At 41.1% G+C, this 19,797-nt stretch carries 24 protein-coding genes; 7 read left to right on the top strand and 17 right to left on the bottom strand.

All coding sequences use genetic code 11. From position 1 onward, the window contains the following. Positions 1-17 precede the first annotated feature (17 nt). Entirely contained in the window at positions 18-887 is an 870-nt protein-coding gene (locus ACOJQI_RS09105; protein WP_421384910.1) for a glycine betaine ABC transporter substrate-binding protein, read from the top strand. 498 nt (positions 888-1,385) lie between these two features. Here the strand turns inward: ACOJQI_RS09105 and ACOJQI_RS09100 are convergent, their stop codons facing one another. The 3 genes from ACOJQI_RS09100 to ACOJQI_RS09090 form a co-directional block, all read right to left on the bottom strand. After that, the gene (locus tag ACOJQI_RS09100) at positions 1,386-2,576 is read right to left on the bottom strand and encodes an alanyl-tRNA editing protein (protein WP_421384909.1); all 1,191 of its coding nucleotides are present in this window, start codon (positions 2,574-2,576) and stop codon (positions 1,386-1,388) included. Between the two features lie 7 nt (positions 2,577-2,583). Next, positions 2,584-2,787 (bottom strand): hypothetical protein, encoded by a 204-nt coding sequence (locus ACOJQI_RS09095; RefSeq protein WP_421384908.1) that lies wholly within the window; start codon positions 2,785-2,787, stop codon positions 2,584-2,586. Between the two features lie 125 nt (positions 2,788-2,912). Then, positions 2,913-3,785, bottom strand: coding sequence for an SDR family oxidoreductase (locus tag ACOJQI_RS09090; protein ID WP_421384907.1), 873 nt, complete (start codon positions 3,783-3,785; stop codon positions 2,913-2,915). A gap of 140 nt (positions 3,786-3,925) precedes the next feature. Between ACOJQI_RS09090 and ACOJQI_RS09085 the strand changes: the two genes are divergently transcribed. Beyond that, positions 3,926-4,318 (top strand): hypothetical protein, encoded by a 393-nt coding sequence (locus ACOJQI_RS09085; protein ID WP_421384906.1) that lies wholly within the window; start codon positions 3,926-3,928, stop codon positions 4,316-4,318. A gap of 36 nt (positions 4,319-4,354) precedes the next feature. On the opposite strand, the gene ACOJQI_RS09080 is transcribed toward ACOJQI_RS09085, so the two are convergent. The 4 genes from ACOJQI_RS09080 to ACOJQI_RS09065 all read right to left on the bottom strand — a co-directional run bounded on the left by ACOJQI_RS09080 (position 4,355) and on the right by ACOJQI_RS09065 (position 7,361). Beyond that, positions 4,355-4,879, bottom strand: a complete 525-nt coding sequence (locus ACOJQI_RS09080; protein WP_421384905.1) for a CBO0543 family protein — start codon at positions 4,877-4,879, stop codon at positions 4,355-4,357. A gap of 114 nt (positions 4,880-4,993) precedes the next feature. Then, a complete protein-coding gene (locus ACOJQI_RS09075; protein ID WP_421384904.1) occupies positions 4,994-5,614 on the bottom strand; it encodes a YitT family protein in 621 nt (206 codons plus the stop codon). A 101-nt stretch (positions 5,615-5,715) separates the two neighbouring features. Continuing rightward, positions 5,716-6,843, bottom strand: coding sequence for an NAD(P)/FAD-dependent oxidoreductase (locus ACOJQI_RS09070; RefSeq protein ID WP_421384903.1), 1,128 nt, complete (start codon positions 6,841-6,843; stop codon positions 5,716-5,718). Positions 6,844-6,950: 107 nt separating this feature from the next. Further along, positions 6,951-7,361, bottom strand: coding sequence for a hypothetical protein (locus ACOJQI_RS09065; RefSeq protein ID WP_421384902.1), 411 nt, complete (start codon positions 7,359-7,361; stop codon positions 6,951-6,953). Positions 7,362-7,542: 181 nt separating this feature from the next. Here ACOJQI_RS09065 and ACOJQI_RS09060 point away from each other — a divergent pair, with 181 nt between their 5' ends. After that, positions 7,543-8,841, top strand: coding sequence for an MDR family MFS transporter (locus ACOJQI_RS09060; RefSeq protein ID WP_421385434.1), 1,299 nt, complete (start codon positions 7,543-7,545; stop codon positions 8,839-8,841). Between the two features lie 103 nt (positions 8,842-8,944). On the opposite strand, the gene ACOJQI_RS09055 is transcribed toward ACOJQI_RS09060, so the two are convergent. From ACOJQI_RS09055 to ACOJQI_RS09040, 4 genes are all read right to left on the bottom strand, one after another. After that, positions 8,945-9,799: an STAS domain-containing protein gene (locus ACOJQI_RS09055; protein ID WP_421384901.1), complete on the bottom strand. Its 855-nt coding sequence runs from the start codon at positions 9,797-9,799 to the stop codon at positions 8,945-8,947. A gap of 160 nt (positions 9,800-9,959) precedes the next feature. Then, complete coding sequence (locus ACOJQI_RS09050; RefSeq protein ID WP_421384900.1) at positions 9,960-11,300, bottom strand: Na+/H+ antiporter NhaC family protein; 1,341 nt, start codon at positions 11,298-11,300, stop codon at positions 9,960-9,962. A gap of 119 nt (positions 11,301-11,419) precedes the next feature. After that, entirely contained in the window at positions 11,420-12,148 is a 729-nt protein-coding gene (locus ACOJQI_RS09045; protein ID WP_421384899.1) for a hypothetical protein, read from the bottom strand. 20 nt (positions 12,149-12,168) lie between these two features. Continuing rightward, positions 12,169-12,372 (bottom strand): YbxH family protein, encoded by a 204-nt coding sequence (locus tag ACOJQI_RS09040; protein WP_421384898.1) that lies wholly within the window; start codon positions 12,370-12,372, stop codon positions 12,169-12,171. Between the two features lie 137 nt (positions 12,373-12,509). Here ACOJQI_RS09040 and ACOJQI_RS09035 point away from each other — a divergent pair, with 137 nt between their 5' ends. Both ACOJQI_RS09035 and ACOJQI_RS09030 read left to right on the top strand, forming a co-directional pair. Beyond that, positions 12,510-13,091 (top strand): HD domain-containing protein, encoded by a 582-nt coding sequence (locus tag ACOJQI_RS09035; RefSeq protein WP_421384897.1) that lies wholly within the window; start codon positions 12,510-12,512, stop codon positions 13,089-13,091. Between the two features lie 86 nt (positions 13,092-13,177). Further along, positions 13,178-13,666 (top strand): DinB family protein, encoded by a 489-nt coding sequence (locus ACOJQI_RS09030; protein WP_421384896.1) that lies wholly within the window; start codon positions 13,178-13,180, stop codon positions 13,664-13,666. 20 nt (positions 13,667-13,686) lie between these two features. Here the strand turns inward: ACOJQI_RS09030 and ACOJQI_RS09025 are convergent, their stop codons facing one another. The 3 genes from ACOJQI_RS09025 to ACOJQI_RS09015 all read right to left on the bottom strand — a co-directional run bounded on the left by ACOJQI_RS09025 (position 13,687) and on the right by ACOJQI_RS09015 (position 14,856). Further along, positions 13,687-13,866, bottom strand: coding sequence for a hypothetical protein (locus tag ACOJQI_RS09025; protein WP_421384895.1), 180 nt, complete (start codon positions 13,864-13,866; stop codon positions 13,687-13,689). Between the two features lie 67 nt (positions 13,867-13,933). Then, a complete protein-coding gene (locus ACOJQI_RS09020; protein WP_421384894.1) occupies positions 13,934-14,356 on the bottom strand; it encodes a GNAT family N-acetyltransferase in 423 nt (140 codons plus the stop codon). A gap of 20 nt (positions 14,357-14,376) precedes the next feature. After that, positions 14,377-14,856, bottom strand: coding sequence for a GNAT family N-acetyltransferase (locus ACOJQI_RS09015; RefSeq protein ID WP_421384893.1), 480 nt, complete (start codon positions 14,854-14,856; stop codon positions 14,377-14,379). A 185-nt stretch (positions 14,857-15,041) separates the two neighbouring features. Between ACOJQI_RS09015 and ACOJQI_RS09010 the strand changes: the two genes are divergently transcribed. Further along, entirely contained in the window at positions 15,042-16,061 is a 1,020-nt protein-coding gene (locus tag ACOJQI_RS09010; protein ID WP_421384892.1) for an NADP-dependent oxidoreductase, read from the top strand. A gap of 126 nt (positions 16,062-16,187) precedes the next feature. Here the strand turns inward: ACOJQI_RS09010 and ACOJQI_RS09005 are convergent, their stop codons facing one another. The 3 genes from ACOJQI_RS09005 to ACOJQI_RS08995 are packed head-to-tail and all read right to left on the bottom strand — an operon-like array spanning position 16,188 to position 17,562. Further along, positions 16,188-16,985, bottom strand: a complete 798-nt coding sequence (locus ACOJQI_RS09005; protein WP_421384891.1) for a TerC family protein — start codon at positions 16,983-16,985, stop codon at positions 16,188-16,190. A gap of 40 nt (positions 16,986-17,025) precedes the next feature. Then, the gene (locus tag ACOJQI_RS09000; RefSeq protein ID WP_421384890.1) at positions 17,026-17,412 is read right to left on the bottom strand and encodes a sporulation protein; all 387 of its coding nucleotides are present in this window, start codon (positions 17,410-17,412) and stop codon (positions 17,026-17,028) included. A gap of 21 nt (positions 17,413-17,433) precedes the next feature. After that, entirely contained in the window at positions 17,434-17,562 is a 129-nt protein-coding gene (locus ACOJQI_RS08995) for an FbpB family small basic protein (RefSeq protein ID WP_421384889.1), read from the bottom strand. Between the two features lie 567 nt (positions 17,563-18,129). Here ACOJQI_RS08995 and ACOJQI_RS08990 point away from each other — a divergent pair. After that, positions 18,130-19,773 (top strand): peptide ABC transporter substrate-binding protein, encoded by a 1,644-nt coding sequence (locus ACOJQI_RS08990; protein ID WP_421384888.1) that lies wholly within the window; start codon positions 18,130-18,132, stop codon positions 19,771-19,773. The last annotated feature ends 24 nt before the right edge of the window (positions 19,774-19,797 follow it).

Genomic DNA, 19,797 nt, shown 5'->3' with positions numbered 1-19,797 from the left:
GATATGAGGTGTCCCTATTGAAAAAAAAGGTGATTGATCTTATTGTATTTGGATTGATTGCAACAGGAATTTTATTAACTGGTTGTAATAATGATGGCGGAGAAGGAGGGGGCGAGGATAAATCCCTCGTCATTGGATTGAATAACTGGGCAGAAAATATCGCTGTTTCAAATATGTGGAAAGTACTCCTGGAAGAGAAAGATTATGAAGTCGAATTAAAATCCATGGAGAAAGCGCCTGTTTGGCTTGGAATCACGAGGGATGAATTAGACATAGCACCGGAAGTATGGCTCCCTAATACAGATAAACCTCTTATGGAAAAGTACGAAAAGCAGCTCGATATGCATGAAATCTGGTATGAGAATACAGGGCTTGGCCTTGTAGTCCCTTCCTACATGGAGGATATATCAAGCATTGAGGAATTGAATGCTAGAAAAGATGAGTTCGGAGGCAGGATAGTCGGAATCGACCCCGGGGCAAGTTTAACCGCCATGACACAGGATGCCATCGAAGAATACGGACTTGAACTCGACCTGGTTACAAGTTCCGGACCGGCCATGATGGCGGAATTATCAAAAGCCTATAAAGATAAGGAACCTATCGTTGTCACGCTTTGGAATCCACATTGGGCTTTTTCTGAATATGATCTGAAATACCTCGAAGACCCGAAGAAAGTATATGGTGAAGCAGATGATATTTATTATATGACCAGAAAAGGTTTTGAAGAGGATCATCCTGAAGTGATCAAGTGGATGAACAATTGGAAAATGGATGATGATTCATTAGGAAGCCTGATGGCCACAATCAAAGATGCTGGAGACCCGGCTGAAGGGGCCAAAACATGGATTGAAGAAAACCGTGAAATGGTTGATCAGTGGCTGAAATAAGAGATAAATTTGTTTATGGAGTCCTTTGGGGCTCCATTTTCTTTAGGACTTTTCAATTTGCTTTTCTAACGTCCTTGCAGCTCTTTTTAAGGACTATAATTTTTATTTTGCTTTTCTAGCGTCCTTTACAGCCTCTTTTAAGGACTATAAATTTCATTTTACTTTTCTAGCGTCCTTTACAGCCCTTTTTAAGGACTATAAATTTTATTTTGCTTTTCTAGCGTCCTTTACAGCCTCTTTTAAGGACTATAAATTTCATTTTGCTTTTCTAGCGTCCTTTACAGCCCTTTTTAAGGACTATAAATTTTATTTTGCTTTTCTAGCGTCCTTTACAGCCCTTTTTAAGGACTATAAATTTTATTTTGCTTTTCTAGCGTCCTTTACAGGTCCTCTTAAGGACTAATTTTTAATTTGCCTTTCATAGCGTCCTTTACAACACTACAAGGCTGTCCGAGAGCAACTCAAGTTCTCTTCTGGACAGCCCATTTTAACAATATCTTAAATTTTCTTGATCAAGTGCTCAAGGAGCTCCTCCCCTTTAATGTGCGCACTGCCTCCTCCCTGTGCCATGGCAGGATTTCCTCCTCCTTTTCCCCCTGTGAGTTCCAGTGCGTACGCCATGAGCTCTTTCATGTTTGCGTTGCAAGAAGGAGCTGCACCGAATACAAATTGAAGTTTGTCCCCATTCTCACTGACCAGCAAGACGACTGCTTCATTTTGTTGCAATATGCTCCTAGCCATTTTTTGCAAATCGGCCATGGATCGGTTTTGAAGCACATTCTTTACGACAGGTATCCCTTTTATCTCCCTCACAGATTCAGCGAGGTTTTCCGCTTCGTATTTGAGGATAGTCTCTCTTGCCTCATCCAGGAGTTTTTCATTTTTCTTGTTATTCTCTATTAGAGTCATAACTGCTGAATGCATTTCTGACGGAGGCGCATTCAATGCCCCTGTCAGCTCTCTCAAAATGGCATTTTTCTTATGAAGCTGCGAAGTGACTCTATTTCCGCAGACAAAGGTTACTCGTGTATTCTTCCTTTGTTTTTCCCATTCCAAAATTTTGATCATGCCCACTTCACCTGTGCTGCCAGGGTGGGTGCCTCCGCATCCGTTATAATCGAACTCCGGAATGATCACGAGGCGTATGTCATCCTCCACTGATAATTTCTTTCTGAGTGGATACTTTTCTGCTTCGGTTTTAGTTATCCACTTAGTATGTATCGGCCGATTCTGCAGAATCACTTCATTGGCAAGTTCCTCTGCCTTCAAAGCCTCTGCTTCTGATAATTCAGGAGTATTGATATCGATGGTACAAGTTTCTTTACCCAGGTGAAAACTTACCGTTTCATATCCTAATCTTTCAGAAAAACTTGCTGACAGGATATGCTGTCCCGAATGCTGCTGCATGTGATCGAAACGCCTCTCCCAGTCCAGTTTCCCGGTAATCTCATTTGTCTCATCCAAAGGCTTATCGATATAGTGGCGGATGCAGCCATCGACTTCCTCTACTTCTGTCACATTGCTGTTGTTCAAGATACCTGTATCATAAGGCTGTCCTCCTCCTGTCGGATAGAAAGCAGTTTCTTTCAGTGAGGCAAACCATCTTCCATCATTACTTTGCTGCTGTGAAATCAGTTGGGTTTTAAATTCACGAATATACGGATTGCGATAATACAGTTTCTCCTTCAATTCCCTTTCACCTTCTCTGTTCAAGATAACCGGATGGGTCAGTAAATAATGAAATGGTATCAATAATACCGACATATAACAGAAATGCACCAAGCAGGATAAAGCCGATTTTCACTATTTTGTTCTGAATATTATCTTCACCCTTGTCCCTTAAACCGACAAGAGCAAAGATCAACAATGAAAGACCTGCCAATATTGATACAATGAACATCCGAACGCCTCCTTACAGAAGCCTTAAGTCTAATTGTAAACTTCTTAATACTTGTTTTTCCAATGAGATGGCTGTTCAAACACAACTAAAAGGCACTTCCGGTTAAAAAGGAAGTGCCTTGACTATTATCCATTTACAATAGTACCGCCGTTTACGTGCATCATTTGTCCAGTGATATAAGAAGCATCATCACTTGCAAGGAATACATAGCTTCCAGCCAGCTCTGCCGGCTGACCAGGTCTCTTCATCGGCACGGGAACAGACTCGTCACCGAATCCTTCTACCGTATCTTCAGAGAAGGAAGATGGAATCAACGGTGTCCAGATGGGACCAGGTGCCACAGCGTTCACCCTGATTTTGCGATCAAGCAACGACTGTGACAGTGATCTTGTAAATGTTGTAATCGCACCTTTAGTTGCAGAATAATCTATCAGCTTGGGCATTCCCTGATAAGCCGTTATGGAAGAAGTATTGATGACGGCCCCTCCCTCTTCCATATGCTTGAGCGCTTCTTTAGTCAGATAGAACATTGAAAAGATATTGGTGCTGAAGGTTCTGGTCAGCTGCTCCTTACTGATATCCTCAATGGATTCCTGAGGATGCTGTTCCCCCGCGTTATTTACCAGGATGTCCAGTTTTCCGAATTCATCAACGGTCTCTTGGACAGCCTTTTGGCAGAACTCTTCATCAGCCACATCTCCGGAAATCAGTAAACATTTGCCTCCAGCTTTTTCAACATATTCCTTTGTTTCCTGGGCATCGCTGTTTTCTTCCAGATAGACAATTGCAACATCTGCACCTTCTTTTGCATAAGCAACAGCAACCGCTCTTCCAATGCCGCTGTCTCCTCCAGTGATCAATGCAGTCTTGCCGTTTAACCTCTTGGAAACTCCAGCCAGGTTGCCCGTAAAGTCAGGTCTTGGATTCATGTCCGATTCTAATCCGGGCTGATGGCTTTGTTCCTGTCCCGGTATTGAGTCTGGTCTTCTTTCTGTCATGATATCATCCCTCCAATTGGTTGAAATATATCTTAACTCTTCCCTGTGATGAATAAGGTAAACATGTTCGGTTTATCCATTTTCTGGACCGGAATGATTATCTTTTCAATGGGACAAATTAGTAAGAAAGGAGGAATTGGATGAAAGATTTTATTGGACGGGTGAAAAGATTCTCAAAACATTTAACTGATGATATCGAGACGTTAGTCAAGAACCATAATACTGAAAAGGTTCACATCCAAGAGTTGCTGCCACTCATCATCGGACACGAAGAAACAAAGATTTCAACTCAAGATCTTTTGGGGAATGTCTACAATACATACCAGCTGGATCTGTTTCCTTATTATCTTCATTTAGAGACAAAGGGAAAAGACAATACTTTCATTTTACAAATGACACTATCTTCCCAGGATAAGGAGATTTTTTCTTTCAAATCTTATGATGAAACAACCCGCAGCCATAAGTTGATACCGGTGCCGCAACCATTATTGGAGAGCCTTAAACTCCATCAGGAAAAGAAAATTCTGCATTAAAAAAAGCCCTCACAGCAGGGCTTTTGGTCATTTATATCATTTTAATACTTCAAGAGGAATATCAAATATAAACCAGAGCGTTACGATGATAGGAACCGTTAAGATCCATGCCAAGATAGGCTTTTTGTAATGAATGATCAGCATCGTAAGCATCATTATGTTGAAAACAATGTCCCATCCGAAATTCCATCCTTTATGATAACTGAGCCCTCCCAATAGGTGGGTTAAATATTCATTCAATCCATAGATTACCGTCCAAAAAAGGACCATCAGGGCTTGTTTCCCTACCCCTTCCGGAAGCCTTCCAATGAAGATCGCCACAGTCACAGTGTATTGAATCGCCATTTTTAAAAGAGCAATGCTCGTGTGATTCAAGTAAAACAATCGATCTAATTTATCCATCGGGTGAAACATCCACAGGGAATGATCATACAGGAGAAACTGTGATAACAAATCTCCTATGATAAAAAATAAAATGGTCGAATAGTACTCATTAAACTTTGACCATTCTCCATATTTAACTCCTGCCACTATGTATAAAATCAAAATTATAATACTCATTACAAAACCTTCCAGAAAATAGATTTATCTTATTTTCATTCAAGTTTCACTTATTTATGTATAGAAGTTTTGCAAGAGGCTGAAGTTTCCTGGACTACACAGGAAGACGCCTGGCTAGATACTGCTTTTAGTAAATGCAGACCTTCCCCGTGAAAGAGACTTAAACTCTAAATTGTAAACCAAATCCAATATTTTCGTCGCGATAAACTGACACCCCAGAGCATAAATGACGATGACCCAATCAACTACAATGCCGGTCAACAGCAGCAATGAGCCGTTTATCCAAAACAAACATCTGCCTGGAGGAAAACCCTTCCACTTTGACAAAATCAGGGCAAGGATATCCATTCCTCCTGAAGAGGCTCCCATCTTGAACAGGAAGCCTATACCGATGCCAAACATAACAGCACCTGTGAAAAGATCTATGAGTATGTAGGATACTGGGGATATAACCACCGATGACAGCAACTTGATCATCACGGATGTAACCGTTACGCAATAGAGCGTCCATAGTACATTCTTCGTCCCAAGCCATCTTGCTGCCAAAATCAGCAAGCCGGCATTTAATGTCCATAATGTAACTTCATACGGAATATTAAAGAGGTATTTAAGCAGTACCCCTGCACTTGCAGCTCCTCCGGAAGGGATGAAATGCGGAAATAAAAAAACAGACATAGCTACACCTTGGATTAAAGCTGCCAACCCTAAAATGAAAGCTTTTTGCAGACTCACCATAATCATACTCCTGACCTAAACAATAAAAATCGGCTTGCCTGAAAAAAAGGAAGCCGAAAACATCATATCATACCTTCTCTGTAAAAAAGAAGAACTTTCATTTAATCCGAACCCTCTACTAGGGCCCCCTGGACAGGGTAATCGTCCAGGTTCAATTCTGTTTCTGAATTTAGTGCCAATCGCGCAAGCTCGGCTCCAAGATAAGGGCCGCTCGTCAATCCTGAAGCGCCCAATCCGTTTGCTGTTAATAATCCTTCATATCCCGGCATCCTTCCAATGACCGGTAAGAAACCTGGTGTATAGGGCCTGAACCCGACTCTTGTTTCCAAAATTGCAGCATCCTTTATACCTGGAGCAATTTTCAAGGCTTTTTCGAGTATTTCATAAACACCGCCTGCAGTCGGGCGGACGTCATACCCTGTTTCATCTTCATGTGTCGCACCTGCCACAATTCGGCCATTCTCAAAGCTCAGAAGATATTGATTGGTCGGCGGCATGACCACCGGCCAATCCTCTGTATTCATACCTTCCATTCGAAGGTGAAGAATTTGCGCCTTTTGAAAGGAAACATTGAATTCTATCCCTAAGGGCTTGATAAGTTCCGAAGCCCAGGCTCCTCCGGTCACGATCACTTCATCAGCGAGATAATGCTCCCCTTCCAGTTCAAGTCCGATGATTCTTTTACCTTCAGCAAGCAAGGAACCCTGACCGTGAACCAGGCGCGCTCCGTTCTTTACTGCACCATTGATCAGTGAATCCCTGAGAGCCCTCCCATTAACGCGAGCTCCACCGCTTACATATACAGAGCCGAATTCTTCCGACAACAGCGGGAAATGTTTGCGGGTATCCTCCTTGGATAAGATCTGGACTTCTCCGATCTCAGGGGCATCCTCTCTTCTCTTTATTGCTCGCTCAGCCATTTTTTCAAGCTTTTCCTCATCTGTATGAAGGCTTATCGCCCCTACTCTTTTGTACCCTGTGTCTGTTTCCCCGTCTTCTTCCAGCTGCTTAATAAGGGAAGGGTAGTAACGAGCACCGCCTTTCACCAGGCGGTACCAGGCCTTATTGCGCCGTTGTGACAGCCATGGGCATACAATCCCAGCGGCAGCATCCGTGGCCTGCCCAGTATGACAACGGTCAGCAATAATGACATCTGTGCCTTGTTTTGCCAGATGATAAGCAGCGGAAGCACCGAGGATCCCCCCGCCCACGACAATAATCTTCTTCATATAAACACCACTCTTCACAATCTTCTATCCGTTGATTGTACTAGAGTAAGCCGGTATTCTCAAATGTATGGAAAGTCAGAATCAGCACTTATTGAATGGATTTTGTTTTACAAGGGAAGATTACTTTCTTTTTTATAAAAACTTGTTGTAAAAATCAAGCCGGCCAGGATTAACATCGGCTCCTGCAGAGAGATACTTATATGAAAGAAATTGGGTATCGTGATGGAAGGAATGATGAAGTAGAAGAGGGAATGAAAACCGAGATAAAGTGCTGGGATTCCTGCACCCAGAAATTTTTTATAATCAAACCTCCATCTCCCCGGTGTTCCTTTGAGTTTTAGCAGCACCGGCACGCCCAACAACATGCCACCTGCAAGAAATTGAAAAGTTACAAAGTATACTGTATACGGGAATAAGTTGAAGGTATTCATCCCGGTTTCCCTTATCACTCTTCCCAATAAGCTGGTCGCAGCCCAATAGAAAGAGTACAACAGGAAATAAAGAAAATACTTAAGCATTTTTTCACCTCCGCTTCTTACTACAATATACGGAGCAATCTCAAGAGGGTTTACATGTTTGCACCGTTCTTCCCCTTAATTGGCTGTCCTTGCCGCTCAATAAAAAGAGTTTTCTAAAAATATCAAAAATACCTATTTTTCGGTTATTATAAATCATGGAATCATTGAAAAGGCGGGTGAAATTTTGAATTCTTTTAAACAATTGAGGGGTATGGATAGAAATGTATGGATCCGGTTTGCGGGTGAGGCAATAAATGGAATAGCTTTTATGATGTTAATGCCATTCTTCGCCCTCTATCTAAAGGACAAGGTTGATTCATTATGGCTTGTCGGCGTAGTGATGGCGGTTGCACCGATTGCCTCGGTCGTCGGGACGATGCTGGGAGGCAAGATGGCAGACGTTTATGGCAGGAAGCCCATCATGGTCGGATCTATGCTGGGAAACAGTATAGTAATGCTTGGGTTTGTGTTCTTCGATACGTTTATAGCCTTTATCTTCCTATCTGCATTCATGGGGTTCTTTAATTCTCTTTTCCATCCAGCTGCGTCTGCAATGGTGGCTGATGTGACTCCACCAGACAAGAGAACTGAAGCCTTTGGTTTATTAAGGCTCGGACATAATGTCGGCGCCGCGGTCGGCCCATTGATAGGAGCTTCAATCATCGTATTTTCAAAATCAGTGATCTTTTTGATTGCAGCAGGTTCAGTCTTTATTTATTCGATTGTCGTGGCTTTGTTTATTTATGAAAGTCTCCCGAAACGAGAAAGGAAGGATTCACTGCTTGAGGAAAACAAGGAAGAAGAAAACCTTCCATCTCCGTTACAAGTTCTGTTCAAAGATAAACTTTTGCTGATTTTTGTATTAACAGGAGTCGTCATTTCCATGAGTTTTTCCCAGACAGAAGGTATGCTTCCGCTTCATTTCGATAATGAATTGAAGCACCTTCCGGCAGAGAAAAATCCTTTTCCTTACTTAATGGCCTTCAATGGCTTACTGGTTGTGTTATTCCAGTTTCCAATCTCAAGCTGGGCAGGGAGGAAAAAAGTCGGATCCGTGATGCTCCTGGGAGCATTTCTATTTGGACTTGGACAAATTGCAATTGCCTGGTTTCCCTCCTTCTTTTTTGCACAGAAAAGTGAATATTTCACAATCATGGTGACCCTCTTGGTTGTTTATGGAGTATATACACTAGGTGAAATGTTGATCAGCCCTGTACAGATGACATTCATTTCGAATATTGCGCCAGAGCACTTAAGGGGAACCTATATGGGCGCGTCAGGACTTCAATGGATATTGGGAGGAGCTGTCGGTCCGCTTGTTTCCGGCTACTTACTGGACCGTTCCCTTGGAAATGTCATGTTCACCATGCTGGGGATAGGGTGTATGGGAGCAGGGCTTGTATATGTACTTATAGATAAAATGGCTTCCAGAAGCCAGGCCGCTTCTATTACTATGGAAAGTCAAGAAGAGACGGTTTAAGCGGCGAATCAAGAAAATTGACAGCTTTAGATGGCAGTAGTCTGCCTAAATCAGGTGTAAAGAAATAAGATTAGCCCGGGATCATACGATCACCGGGCTAATCTTATTTCTTTTTCGATAGGGATCCCACATTTTTAGCAATGGAATTGGATAGTGTCGCTTCGATAGAGATCCTCTCAAGCGGGATACCCAGCTGCACAGCTGTCACAGCAATTTCCGGACGGATACCGGATAGTGTTGTTTTCACCCCGATAAGGCTCAATGCATCAATTAACTGAAAAATCTCATGGGCAACCATTGTATCGATAATGACGACACCGGAAAGGTCGATGAACAGCTGGTCGACTCTTTTTTCAGTACATTGAAGGAGGGTGTTCTCCAGGATCACTTTTGCTCTTGCTGTATCAATATCCCCCACCAGCGGCAGCAGGGCTGTATCAGAGCTGATGGAAATGACAGGTGAACTGAGTTCGTTAATCATTTCCTGCTGAGCTTTCAGCTGCTTTAAGGAAGCATTATGTGTCCCCTCTACAAACTGAAGGACAACATAATCAAAAACATCTTGTATTTGATCTTTCCATTGATCGATCCTTTGCTGTGCAACGTCTTCATCTATTTCTTCAGCAAATTTAGTAATATAGGAAAAGTATTGATCTCTTACCCTTAAGAATTCGCGAATCACATTGTGAATCGGTGTATCAATATGTGCCGCATCATTGGCGATTTTATGTATCCACTTATTAAACTTCTCAAAGAACACTTGCTTTTCATCAAGAAAAAGATTCGCCATATGCACATAAAATTCATGATTCTGTTCTTTCAGTTGATTGATAGAGTCTTGTTCAGTAGCCGCATAGACCCCTGAGGAACTCCTCTTGTCTATCGACTGATACCATTCTTCGCTCATCTCTTTTGTATTTTTCAAGAAAAATTCATGCAATTGCTGGTTCAGACGCATTTTCCTGCTCCCTTCATAAGCATATACACAATTATAGTAACCTAATCTTTTTTAAAAAGATACAAATATGGCTCTCCTTTGTTGATATTCATACTTTCTTCCTCTGAAGCCTTCTCACTATTCGACCAGGGTTTAAATCCAGAATCTTTAATCTGTCTTTTCAGTTAGCCGATCCTGCTTTAATATACCGGATTCTCTTCTTCATATACTGTCTGTAAAATGATAGGATCATAGTCAACAAAGGAAGGACCCATAAGAAAACCGCATATGGAAGATAGGATAAGATCGGCACTCCTAAAATGGTGCTGCACATTATAGCCAGCACACTCCAGGGAATCATTCCCGGGAACAGCATAGTCGAATCTCCCATCACCCTAGCTAGTTCAGCTTGATTATATTTCTCATTCCAATGCTGGAGAAAAGATCGTCCGGTTAGAATAATCGGCAACGTCTGATTGGCAGAAATAAGTGATATCACAAAAGTTGCCAGAATGGTTTTGAAAGAGTCGCTAAAAAGCCCTCTGGAATGACTGAGCCAGCGGTCCAGCAAAGGCTGGATCACCCGGTACCCCTCAAGGACTCCATTAAATGCCCCGGCCAATGCCAGAAAGAGCAATAGGAAGTACATGCTTGAAAGGCCGCCGCCTATCCCTTCTGCGCCAAACCAAAGCGATTGGATAACCGAGGAAGGCGCCATGCCTCCATACAAAGCAATGATGATCGCGGTAAGCACACTGCAGATGAAGGCATACAATATCTTAATTCTGAGAATAACAAACACAATCAAAATGACCGGGGGCAAAAATTTAATCAGAGAGAGTCCGCTCCACTGATAGGCATCACTGACAAAGATCGTGGAACCGAGTTGATTTTGTGCATCCAGCGCCATGTAGGAAGCCAGACATATTGCAGTAGCAGCCAACGTTGTAGGCAGGAATTTTCTAAATTGAACCCCTGTTCTCACTTCCACAGTGTGAGAAAGAAGCTGATGTGAACTGGAAAAAGGAGAAGTCCGGTCTCCGACAAATGCCCCTGAAATTAATGCTCCGGCGGTGATGGCCATTGGAAGGTCCAAAGCAAGAGCACTGCTCATAATCGGAATCCCGACTGCGCTTAGAGTACCAACTGATGTACCAAGGATCATTGAAAAGACAAGAGCAATAAAAAAGGACAGTACAAAAAAATGGTCAGGCGTAATGAGATGAAGAGCGATGGAAACAAGTTGATCGATCACTCCCGAAACGTACCAGGATGGAAGCAGAAAACTTACCATTAATAAAATGTAAATGACTCCCCTGGTTTTTTTCACTCCATCCCAAGAAATAAGGACGACATCCCCCAGTTTTGCCCCTTTATTTAAAACCAGCATTATTAATAGAAGAAAACCAGGCAGAAAGCCAAAGAACAGCGGGATATCGACACCTACCGACACCAATACACCCGATAATGTCACAGCTATAATGATAAGAACCTGCCGGACAGAAAATTGAAATTCACTCATCACACCAACTCCCTATGAAGCATCTATCCAAAGTTTACTATAATTAAAGCACTTTTTGTTTATTCGAGCTTTTAAAAAATAAAAAGAACCGCTGCTGCAATAGCGGTTCCTCCTAATGATCAATCAAACGAAAATTCGCTTAGTTTATCACTGTGGCTGGCAATCATGGCAATGATCGTATTAGCTTCTTCCTTACTGAAAATGAAATGTGATTCATCTTTAATCAGTTTACCATCATCCGTCCTGATTCTGTTCAATCTTTTCAAGACACCATCTCCTGTCTCGGTTAAGATGCCAAACTGGTAAGTCACTTCAACCTCATCTCCATGGATAAATGCCGTAACTTCCGGTGTTTCCCATTCCACATCGACCTCTTCAAGGATATCTTCACCTTCTGCCTGCTCCTCGTAATCATAATCATAGTCATAGTCATCAACGACATAATGAACGGGGCCGTCTTCACCTTCATCGTCTACAATATAATCGATGTGATCATCATCATACTCATCAGTTTCATCGTAAAAGTCGACTTCCTCCATATTCAAATAATCATGCAGACTTTCATGGACGGCATCAATGATATCCTCGATATCCGGGAGAATGACCTTTAGGGTTTGACCGTAATCGATATCATAGGATTCCATATAGAATTCTTCATTGTAAGGATCAAACATCAGTGTGCAGAAAAAGTCTCTTTCCTGGTCTTCAGTTTCAACATAGAACTCGACCCGTGGATGCTTGGCACCTCTATCAATATTCATTTGGCCTACTTGATCATACTTTTCGCAAATTGATTCAAGATGATCTTGCAATTCACCGCTCACTCTGTCAAACCATTCCAAATTCATCTAAATCCCTTCCTTTCCTTCTATCCTTCGATATTGACACCATTCTCAAAACAGTAATGAGTCACAAGTTCTTCTATCATATTGTGCTCAGGGTACTTCCCGGTAAATTCAAACTCAATCTCCTCCAAAAAGGTTCCCTCCTTATATACATGAATGGCCCCTTTTTGGTTAATCACACTGAATTCAGGCTCAAATACTAATCCATTTCTTTCGATTGCTCCCATATCATTTCTCCTTATAGGGTTTCTCATTTTAGTATGATTAAAAAACAAGAAGAATAACCATTCTTACCGGGAGTTATTGTTTATGGTAAAATTTCCATATGATATTGAGTTTGAAATTAATAGAAGGAGCAGCTAACTTGAAACAATCATTTGATTTTTTATTGGAGATCGACCGATTAAAAAACGTAATCAGAAGAACTTACATTTCTGATGGCAGCAGGAACGAAAATACAGCTGAGCATTCCTGGCATGTATCCATGATGGCAATGACTTTATGGGAAAGCTATGAGCACAAGGATGAAGTGGATGTACATAAAAGTGTAAAAATGCTGATGCTTCATGACATAGTCGAAATCGATGCCGGTGATACATATGCTTTTGATGAAACAGGCTATGAGGATAAACGGGATCGAGAAAACCTGGCAGCCGACAGACTTTATGGAATGCTCCCCGATGCACTGAGAGACGACTTCCGAAGTACCTGGGATGAATATGAAGAAGGAAGATCACCTGAAGCTGTTTTTGCCCATATCATCGACCATATCCAGCCATTGATGCTGAACATCGCAACTTCCGGGGTCTCTTGGAAGGAACATGGAATACATGCTGACCAGGTTCTTAACAGAAACAGCTGGATCAAAGAAATTTCACCTTCCATCTATCATCAAATAGAAGAATGGGTCAACACAGGAATCATGAAGGGATGGCTTAAATCCTGAGAAACCCTTTAACACAGTCGGGGGGACAGTCCCCCGCCGCTTTAACGCGTTGAAGTCGATCATAAAACACAAAGGGGATATCTAAAATGAATAATGAAAAAATGCTCTTTTCAATGGGAAGCTATGTGGTTTTTCTTGAAAATCTAAAAGAAAATGGTATTGGAGTAGATGAAATTCCCTTGACAGAAGGCAAATGGTCAATCAAACAAATCATCAGTCATATGTACAGATGGGATTTATTTCTTTTAGAAGCCGTTTTACCTGCAGGATTGAAAGATAAAGCAGTTCATTTCCCGTCCCATGACGAGTATAATGCACAATCGGAAGTTTACTCGAATACCATTTCATTTAAAACTCTCATAAATCATTCTGTTGATGCCAGAAAAAAATTGATAGAGAAATTAGCTGAACATCAGAAACTGCTGGGAGACTCGATAACGATAAATGGTTTGACTCATTGTCCAAATACCGGTAAACGTTACAGCCTCAACTATCTGATGACTGAATTTGTTCATCACGACATGCACCACTCACAGCAAATCGAACAATTCCTAACCTTGAATCATGCAAAATAAAAAACGCCATACCGGCGTTTTTATTTTGCATTATCATCATTTCCAGTTACATTCTTGATCGCTTTGGATGTTGTATCTACTGCTCCCATCGCCACATTTTCGGTTGCTTCCAACGCCTTATGTGTTGCATGGAAAACAGCGCCTGCACTATCTTTGATATTGTTGGTGATAGTATCTTTTTGCTGTTTGTTATTAGACATTTAATCACCTCCTGAACAAGCATAGGGTATGCTAAATTCAAGAATCTATCCTAATAACCATTAAAACTTATAGACCCAGCCTCTTCTCCAGATAATACTGCCTACTCCCTTTTGGAAAATCTTCAACCGTTCCAATAACCTCAAACCCCTGCTTCTTATAAAATTCCGGTGCCTGGAAACTGAAAGTATCAAGGATAATTAAATAACATCCTTTCTCTTTAGCCAATTCCTCCATTTTCCCAAGTAATTCTTTTCCGTACCCTTCCCCTCTGTACCTATCATCAACCCATAAGAAGTCAATATGGCAATGACCCCAGAATAAAGTGGCTGTAATTCCTCCAACTATCTCTTCCTTCTCGTTCCTGATGATAATACTTTCATTCATCAGTGGTGTTTTCACCTGATCACTTATATGGCCCATATTGTGCTCAATCACTTTTTTCCTTATAAAATCACTGTCTTCCTGATTCCATTGGTGTATTATTTTCATTTCCCATCAACCCCTTCAACTTATTTGGAACTGAACATCTGAATCGTTTTGCCATCGCACTCCCTTTCTTTCCAATTGCCATTAGTATATTCATTAATCGCCTTCCTCCAAAAGGTTCGGGCAGGTTGATTCCTCTCAATTTGAGTTACCTCCCACTCTCCTTTGAACAAGTCGAAAATCTGGAAAGCAGCGGTTCTACCTAACCCGGAACGCCGGTACTTTTTCAAGACAAAAAACTCTGCTATTGAATTATAACGTTTGCCTTCTTCCTCTATGTTCCTTACCAAAACAAAACCAGCATATTTGTCATTGACAGTAATAAGGTATGGATGCCTTGCAGGCTCTTTCCAGTAATGGTCCAAGTATGGATACTCTCCAAATTGACCATTGTTCAAGACATCAGCATCATTAAACTCAGAAAAATCATAGAAATAATACTGCATTAAGTTCTTTATTGCCTCTTTATCGTCACTAGTTGCTTTTATCAGTTTTACGTCCATCACTCACTCCTCCTTCTACTCTTCCAACTGTTTATGTGTGCAGCTGCAAAATAACTATTTTCGGTAATAGAAGGCCTCAATCCTTCTTTTTGTCCATTTTAAAATCATATGAGCTGTATTTTTCCGATTCATCAGCTGTTATGCTACTTTAAATAGGAAGGAAGAAAGAAAAAAGGAGGAGTTATATGCTGCCAGAAAGTCAAAAGCAAATCAAGTTAGCATCAAGACCTCATGGAAAGCCCGAGAGCAAAGATTTTCAATACGAGGAAATCTCTGTCCCTGAGCCGGGAGATAAAGAAGTTCTCCTGAAGACCATCTATCTTTCAGTGGATCCTTATATGAGAGGCAGAATGTCAAATGCCAAATCGTATGTAGAACCATTCAAAGTGGGAGAACCCCTTCACGGGGGCGTCATATCGAAAGTCGTAAAATCCAATTCCGGTCTTTTCAAAGAAGGTGAATTTGTCATTGGAATGCTTCCTTGGCAGGAATATTCTTTGGCATCGGAAAAAGAGGTTCGCCGAGTAGACCCGTCTATTGCTCCACTTTCTTCATATCTTGGAATTTTGGGAATGACAGGCTTGACCGCCTATTTTGGACTATTGGATATCGGCCAGCCCAAAAAAGGTGAAACAGTTGTAATTTCAGGAGCTGCAGGAGCTGTAGGTTCCGCCGCAGGCCAAATCGCTAAGATTCAAGGGGCTAAAGTTGTCGGAATTGCAGGTTCAGATGAAAAAGTGGAATACTTAATCAATACGCTCGGGTTCGACAAAGCAATCAACTATAAAACTTGCGGAAACATCAGGGATGCGTTAAAGGAAGCATGTCCAGATGGCATTGACGTTTACTTTGAAAATGTAGGTGGGGAAATTGGAGATGCGGCATTGAGCCTTCTAAATAAATTTGCCCGGGTTCCTGTTTGCGGAGCCATTTCAGCTTATAACAACACAGAGCCAGACATCGGCAATCGTGTCCAAGGCATTTTAATAAAATCAAGCGCTTTGATGAAAGGCTTTGTAGTCAATGATTATGCCGACCGGTTCAAAGAAGGAGCCTCTCAATTGGGTAAATGGTTAGCAGAAGGCAAGTTAACTTATGAAGAAACGATTACAGAAGGATTTGAAAATGTTCCGGAAGCATTCCTTGGACTATTTAATGGAAATAATCTTGGAAAGCAGTTGGTGAAGGTCAGTAAGATAGAATAATACTTGTTTGCAGGTATATTCTAGCTGCTTCAAGAGAAAACCGAACCTTAACTCTTCTCGAATTCAGGAAGCCAGAAAAGCCGGCAGAATTCTCTGCCGGCAAAATATATCTTCAGGCCAGACCAATCATCCATTGGAGCTTTGCTCTTTGAGATTGTCGACCTCAGGTGATTCTTTCTCTTTAGACAGAAACCATCCCCCTGCGGCTATAATAAGCAATACTGCATAGAATGAAACTTTCCATTCAGGAGACTTTGCAAAGCTTTCGGATAATACACCCAGCGCTGGATGGGACAAAGTGTAGACTGCAAGTTTCACACCAACCCACCCAACTATCATGAATGCAGCTATCTCAAGTCCTGGTTTTCGATGAAGCAGTTTAACAAAGAAACCTGCTGCAAATCTCATGATGATCAATCCAATTAATCCACCTGCGAAAATAACCAGGAATTTTCCGCCGTCAAGCCCTCCAATTTGCGGGAGAGGAGTATCCGGCAATACTACAGCAAGAGCAACCGCTGCCAAAATGGAGTCTACCGCAAAGGCGATATCCGCCAGTTCAACTTTAAAGACGGTCGCCCAGAACCCTGCAGGTTTCTTTTGGCTCTTTGCCTCGCTTTTGTCCTCTTGCTTTTTTATCACTAGCTTTCTGAATATATGATTACCGGCAATAAACAACAGATAAAGAGCACCAATTGCCTGGACTTGCCATACATTCACAAGGAAACTGATTGCAAAGAGTGAACCAAATCGAAATACAAAAGCACCCGCCAAGCCATAGAACAATGCTTTCTTTCTCTTTTCTTCAGGAAGGTGCTTTACCATAATCGCCAAAACTAAAGCATTATCTGCCGCAAGCAGCCCTTCAATACCGATCAGCAGAAGCAAAACCCAAAAGTACTCCAACAACAATGCCCAATCCATCAATTAATTTCCTCCCTTTTTTTCTTTCCAGCCAGGAGCCTTAACAAACCGTGATTACATCCTGGTCTTTGCTTTCTACTCCTTCATTGAAAGTCAGCCTGGTTTTGAATTGGTACAAAACCGTCTCCGTTGAAGATGGAAGATCTTTTGGAAGTTTAAATATAAAATCCCTCTCAGATTTTTCTTCTGCAGCGACTATAGTTGAGGTAAGCACAGTTGCGGAACCAATCACTTTCTCGCTTTTCAGCAGCCTGTCAATTCTGATCAAGTCACATTCAATCCTGTTTAGCTGCTGCTCGATCGTTCCTCCTTCAATAATGAATCGGCCTTTGACAGTTTCCCCTGCTTTATAGTCTTTCTGGGGTAACTGTAAGTCTATCTTGGCAGAACCGATTCCGATCAAAGACATATATTTTCTTAGGATCAACTTGTTAACCTCCATAAATTATTATTTTGAGTGATTCAAATACTTTTCTTCCATCCGTTTTTCGATTTTCTCAAGCATTCGTTTATCTTTTAAAAGTTCTTCTTTATTCCTCTTCACCAGTTCGGAGATGGTCAATTGGCCTTTCTTCATACCCTTCACTCCCTTCAAACTTCTTTTATGTCAGGTCTTTTATTCAACAAAAAAAGCCTTTACCAGCATTGTGGTAAAGGCTTCATAATAAATAAAGACCTGTACCAGCGAGGTAAAGGTCTTGCTAACAACATAATCGTTGCCAACAAAGCCGAGAGTTTTCACTCTGAAATGACGACTTTGCTGTAAAAGCTACTCCCCTTCAGGAGAAACTATTCAACTGTATGAATCAAGATTATAACATTCACAAGAGTCTGTCAATAATTTTTTAGAAAAACAGGCTTCAACCTATTTCCTAACCCTTAGATAAGATAAAAGTATATATTCTTATATTTCGGGAAAACTTTCCTTAGCCCTTTATTGAATAAACACAGAATTAATATATTAAAATAATTTAATCCGTATTGTTAATCTTCAAAAAATTTAATTATTTCTCACTCTTAGCAATACTATTATTATTTTGATATAAGGTTTAATTGTTGCATTTGAAAAAATTTAGCTTTAAGATGGAAATTGGTCCCGTGAAAAGGGATACATAAAAGAAAACAGATAGGTGGTTACGTTTACATGAAAAAACAATCATTGATTTTACTGTCTATCCTGCTTGTCTTAAGTGCTTTCTTAACAGCATGTGGTGGCGGTAACGAGAACAACAACAATGATACTGCCGGTACTGACGGCGGAAAAGATGAGCAAGTCCTTAACTTGCTTGAAAGCTCTGAAATTCCTTCATTGGATTCAACACTGGGAACAGATTCTGTTTCTTTCAACGTGATGAATAACGTATTCGAAGGATTATACCGCTTAGGTGAAGACGATGAGCCTGTTCTTGGTATGGCTGCCGAAGAGCCTGAAGTTTCAGAAGATGGTAAAACATACACTTTCAAATTGCGCGATGCAAAATGGTCCAATGGAGATCCGGTTACAGCGCAGGACTTTGAATATGCTTGGAAAAAAGCATTAGATCCTGATAATGCATCTGAGTATGCATACATTATGTTTGATATCAAAAATGCTGAAAAAGTAAACAACGGGGAACTGCCGGTAGATGAAGCAGGAATTAAAGCAATTGATGATAAGACACTTCAAGTGGAATTAGAAACAATTGTCCCTTACTTCAAGTCATTACTGACATTTGCAACATTCCTTCCTCAAAAACAGTCTTTCGTTGAAGAGCAAGGTGATCAATATGGACTTGAAGCTGCAAATGCAATTTACAATGGTCCATTTGTTTTGTCTGACTGGAAACACGAACAAAGCTTCCAAATGAAGAAAAACACTGATTACTGGGAAGCTGATGTTGTAAAGCTTGAAGAAATCAATTTCAACATCGTTAAAGATACTTCAACTCGTGTAAACCTATATGAAACAAATGAAACAGATGTTGCTGTACTATCTGAACAGTATGTTGACTCTTACAAAGAAGACCCTAATTTCAACACTCGTCTTCGTACATCAACATTCTTCCTTCGTTTAAACCAGAAAAACGAAGTATTCGCTAACAAAAATGCACGTCAAGCATTCGATATGGCGTGGGATAAAGAAGGACTGGTACAAGTTCTTCTTAATGACGGTTCAATCCCTGCGTACTACCTTGTTCCAGATGATTTCGTAACAGGACCAGATGGTAAAGACTTCCGTGATACAAACGGACAGCTTGGTGAATATAATCCAGAAAAAGCTGCAGAACTTTGGAAGAAGGCTAAAGAAGAAATTGGAATTGAAACAGCTTCTCTTGAGCTTCTGAACTATGATAGCGAGAACTCCCGTAAAGTCGGTGAGTATTTGAAAGAGCAGCTTGAAAGTAGTCTTGAAGGCTTAACGATCACGATTTCTCAACAGCCATTCAAGCAGAAACTTGAAGTTGAGCAAAAAGGTAATTATGACTTCTCATATGCAGGATGGGGCCCTGACTATCCGGACCCAATGACATTCCTTGATATGTTTGTAACAGGAAGCTCTTATAACCAAACTGGCTTCTCTAATGAAAAATACGATCAATTAATCAATGATGCACAAACAACATTGCTTGATGATCCTGAAAAACGTTGGGAAGCTCTACTTGAAGCTGAGCGCATCCTTATGGAAGAGCAAGCAATCAGCCCAATGTTCCAAGACGGTTCTGCATATCTTCAAAGAGACTATGTTAAGAACTTATACCGTCATTCATTCGGTGCAGACTACTCTTATAAGTGGACTTACATCGAATAATATCCATCCAAAGAAAGAGACCGA

The sequence above is a fragment of the Bacillus salacetis genome, from assembly GCF_049177075.1.
Lineage (GTDB): Bacteria > Bacillota > Bacilli > Bacillales > Bacillaceae_B > Rossellomorea > Rossellomorea salacetis_A.
The sequence above is the reverse complement of the archived record's forward strand: the minus strand, read 5'-3'. Positions and strand labels throughout refer to the sequence as shown.

What these genes read in the sequence shown, in the direction of transcription:
- ACOJQI_RS09095 (WP_421384908.1), bottom strand. Translation starts at nt 2,787, where the DNA reads ATGTTCATTGTATCAATATTGGCAGGTCTTTCATTGTTGATCTTTGCT.
- ACOJQI_RS09090 (WP_421384907.1), bottom strand. Translation starts at nt 3,785, where the DNA reads ATGACAGAAAGAAGACCAGACTCAATACCGGGACAGGAACAAAGCCAT.
- ACOJQI_RS09085 (WP_421384906.1), top strand. Translation starts at nt 3,926, where the DNA reads ATGAAAGATTTTATTGGACGGGTGAAAAGATTCTCAAAACATTTAACT.
- ACOJQI_RS09080 (WP_421384905.1), bottom strand. Translation starts at nt 4,879, where the DNA reads ATGAGTATTATAATTTTGATTTTATACATAGTGGCAGGAGTTAAATAT.
- ACOJQI_RS09075 (WP_421384904.1), bottom strand. Translation starts at nt 5,614, where the DNA reads ATGGTGAGTCTGCAAAAAGCTTTCATTTTAGGGTTGGCAGCTTTAATC.
- ACOJQI_RS09070 (WP_421384903.1), bottom strand. Translation starts at nt 6,843, where the DNA reads ATGAAGAAGATTATTGTCGTGGGCGGGGGGATCCTCGGTGCTTCCGCT.
- ACOJQI_RS09065 (WP_421384902.1), bottom strand. Translation starts at nt 7,361, where the DNA reads ATGCTTAAGTATTTTCTTTATTTCCTGTTGTACTCTTTCTATTGGGCT.
- ACOJQI_RS09055 (WP_421384901.1), bottom strand. Translation starts at nt 9,799, where the DNA reads ATGCGTCTGAACCAGCAATTGCATGAATTTTTCTTGAAAAATACAAAA.
- ACOJQI_RS09050 (WP_421384900.1), bottom strand. Translation starts at nt 11,300, where the DNA reads ATGAGTGAATTTCAATTTTCTGTCCGGCAGGTTCTTATCATTATAGCT.
- ACOJQI_RS09045 (WP_421384899.1), bottom strand. Translation starts at nt 12,148, where the DNA reads ATGAATTTGGAATGGTTTGACAGAGTGAGCGGTGAATTGCAAGATCAT.
- ACOJQI_RS09040 (WP_421384898.1), bottom strand. Translation starts at nt 12,372, where the DNA reads ATGGGAGCAATCGAAAGAAATGGATTAGTATTTGAGCCTGAATTCAGT.
- ACOJQI_RS09030 (WP_421384896.1), top strand. Translation starts at nt 13,178, where the DNA reads ATGAATAATGAAAAAATGCTCTTTTCAATGGGAAGCTATGTGGTTTTT.
- ACOJQI_RS09025 (WP_421384895.1), bottom strand. Translation starts at nt 13,866, where the DNA reads ATGTCTAATAACAAACAGCAAAAAGATACTATCACCAACAATATCAAA.
- ACOJQI_RS09020 (WP_421384894.1), bottom strand. Translation starts at nt 14,356, where the DNA reads ATGAAAATAATACACCAATGGAATCAGGAAGACAGTGATTTTATAAGG.
- ACOJQI_RS09015 (WP_421384893.1), bottom strand. Translation starts at nt 14,856, where the DNA reads ATGGACGTAAAACTGATAAAAGCAACTAGTGACGATAAAGAGGCAATA.
- ACOJQI_RS09010 (WP_421384892.1), top strand. Translation starts at nt 15,042, where the DNA reads ATGCTGCCAGAAAGTCAAAAGCAAATCAAGTTAGCATCAAGACCTCAT.
- ACOJQI_RS09005 (WP_421384891.1), bottom strand. Translation starts at nt 16,985, where the DNA reads ATGGATTGGGCATTGTTGTTGGAGTACTTTTGGGTTTTGCTTCTGCTG.
- ACOJQI_RS08995 (WP_421384889.1), bottom strand. Translation starts at nt 17,562, where the DNA reads ATGAAGAAAGGCCAATTGACCATCTCCGAACTGGTGAAGAGGAATAAA.
- ACOJQI_RS08990 (WP_421384888.1), top strand. Translation starts at nt 18,130, where the DNA reads ATGAAAAAACAATCATTGATTTTACTGTCTATCCTGCTTGTCTTAAGT.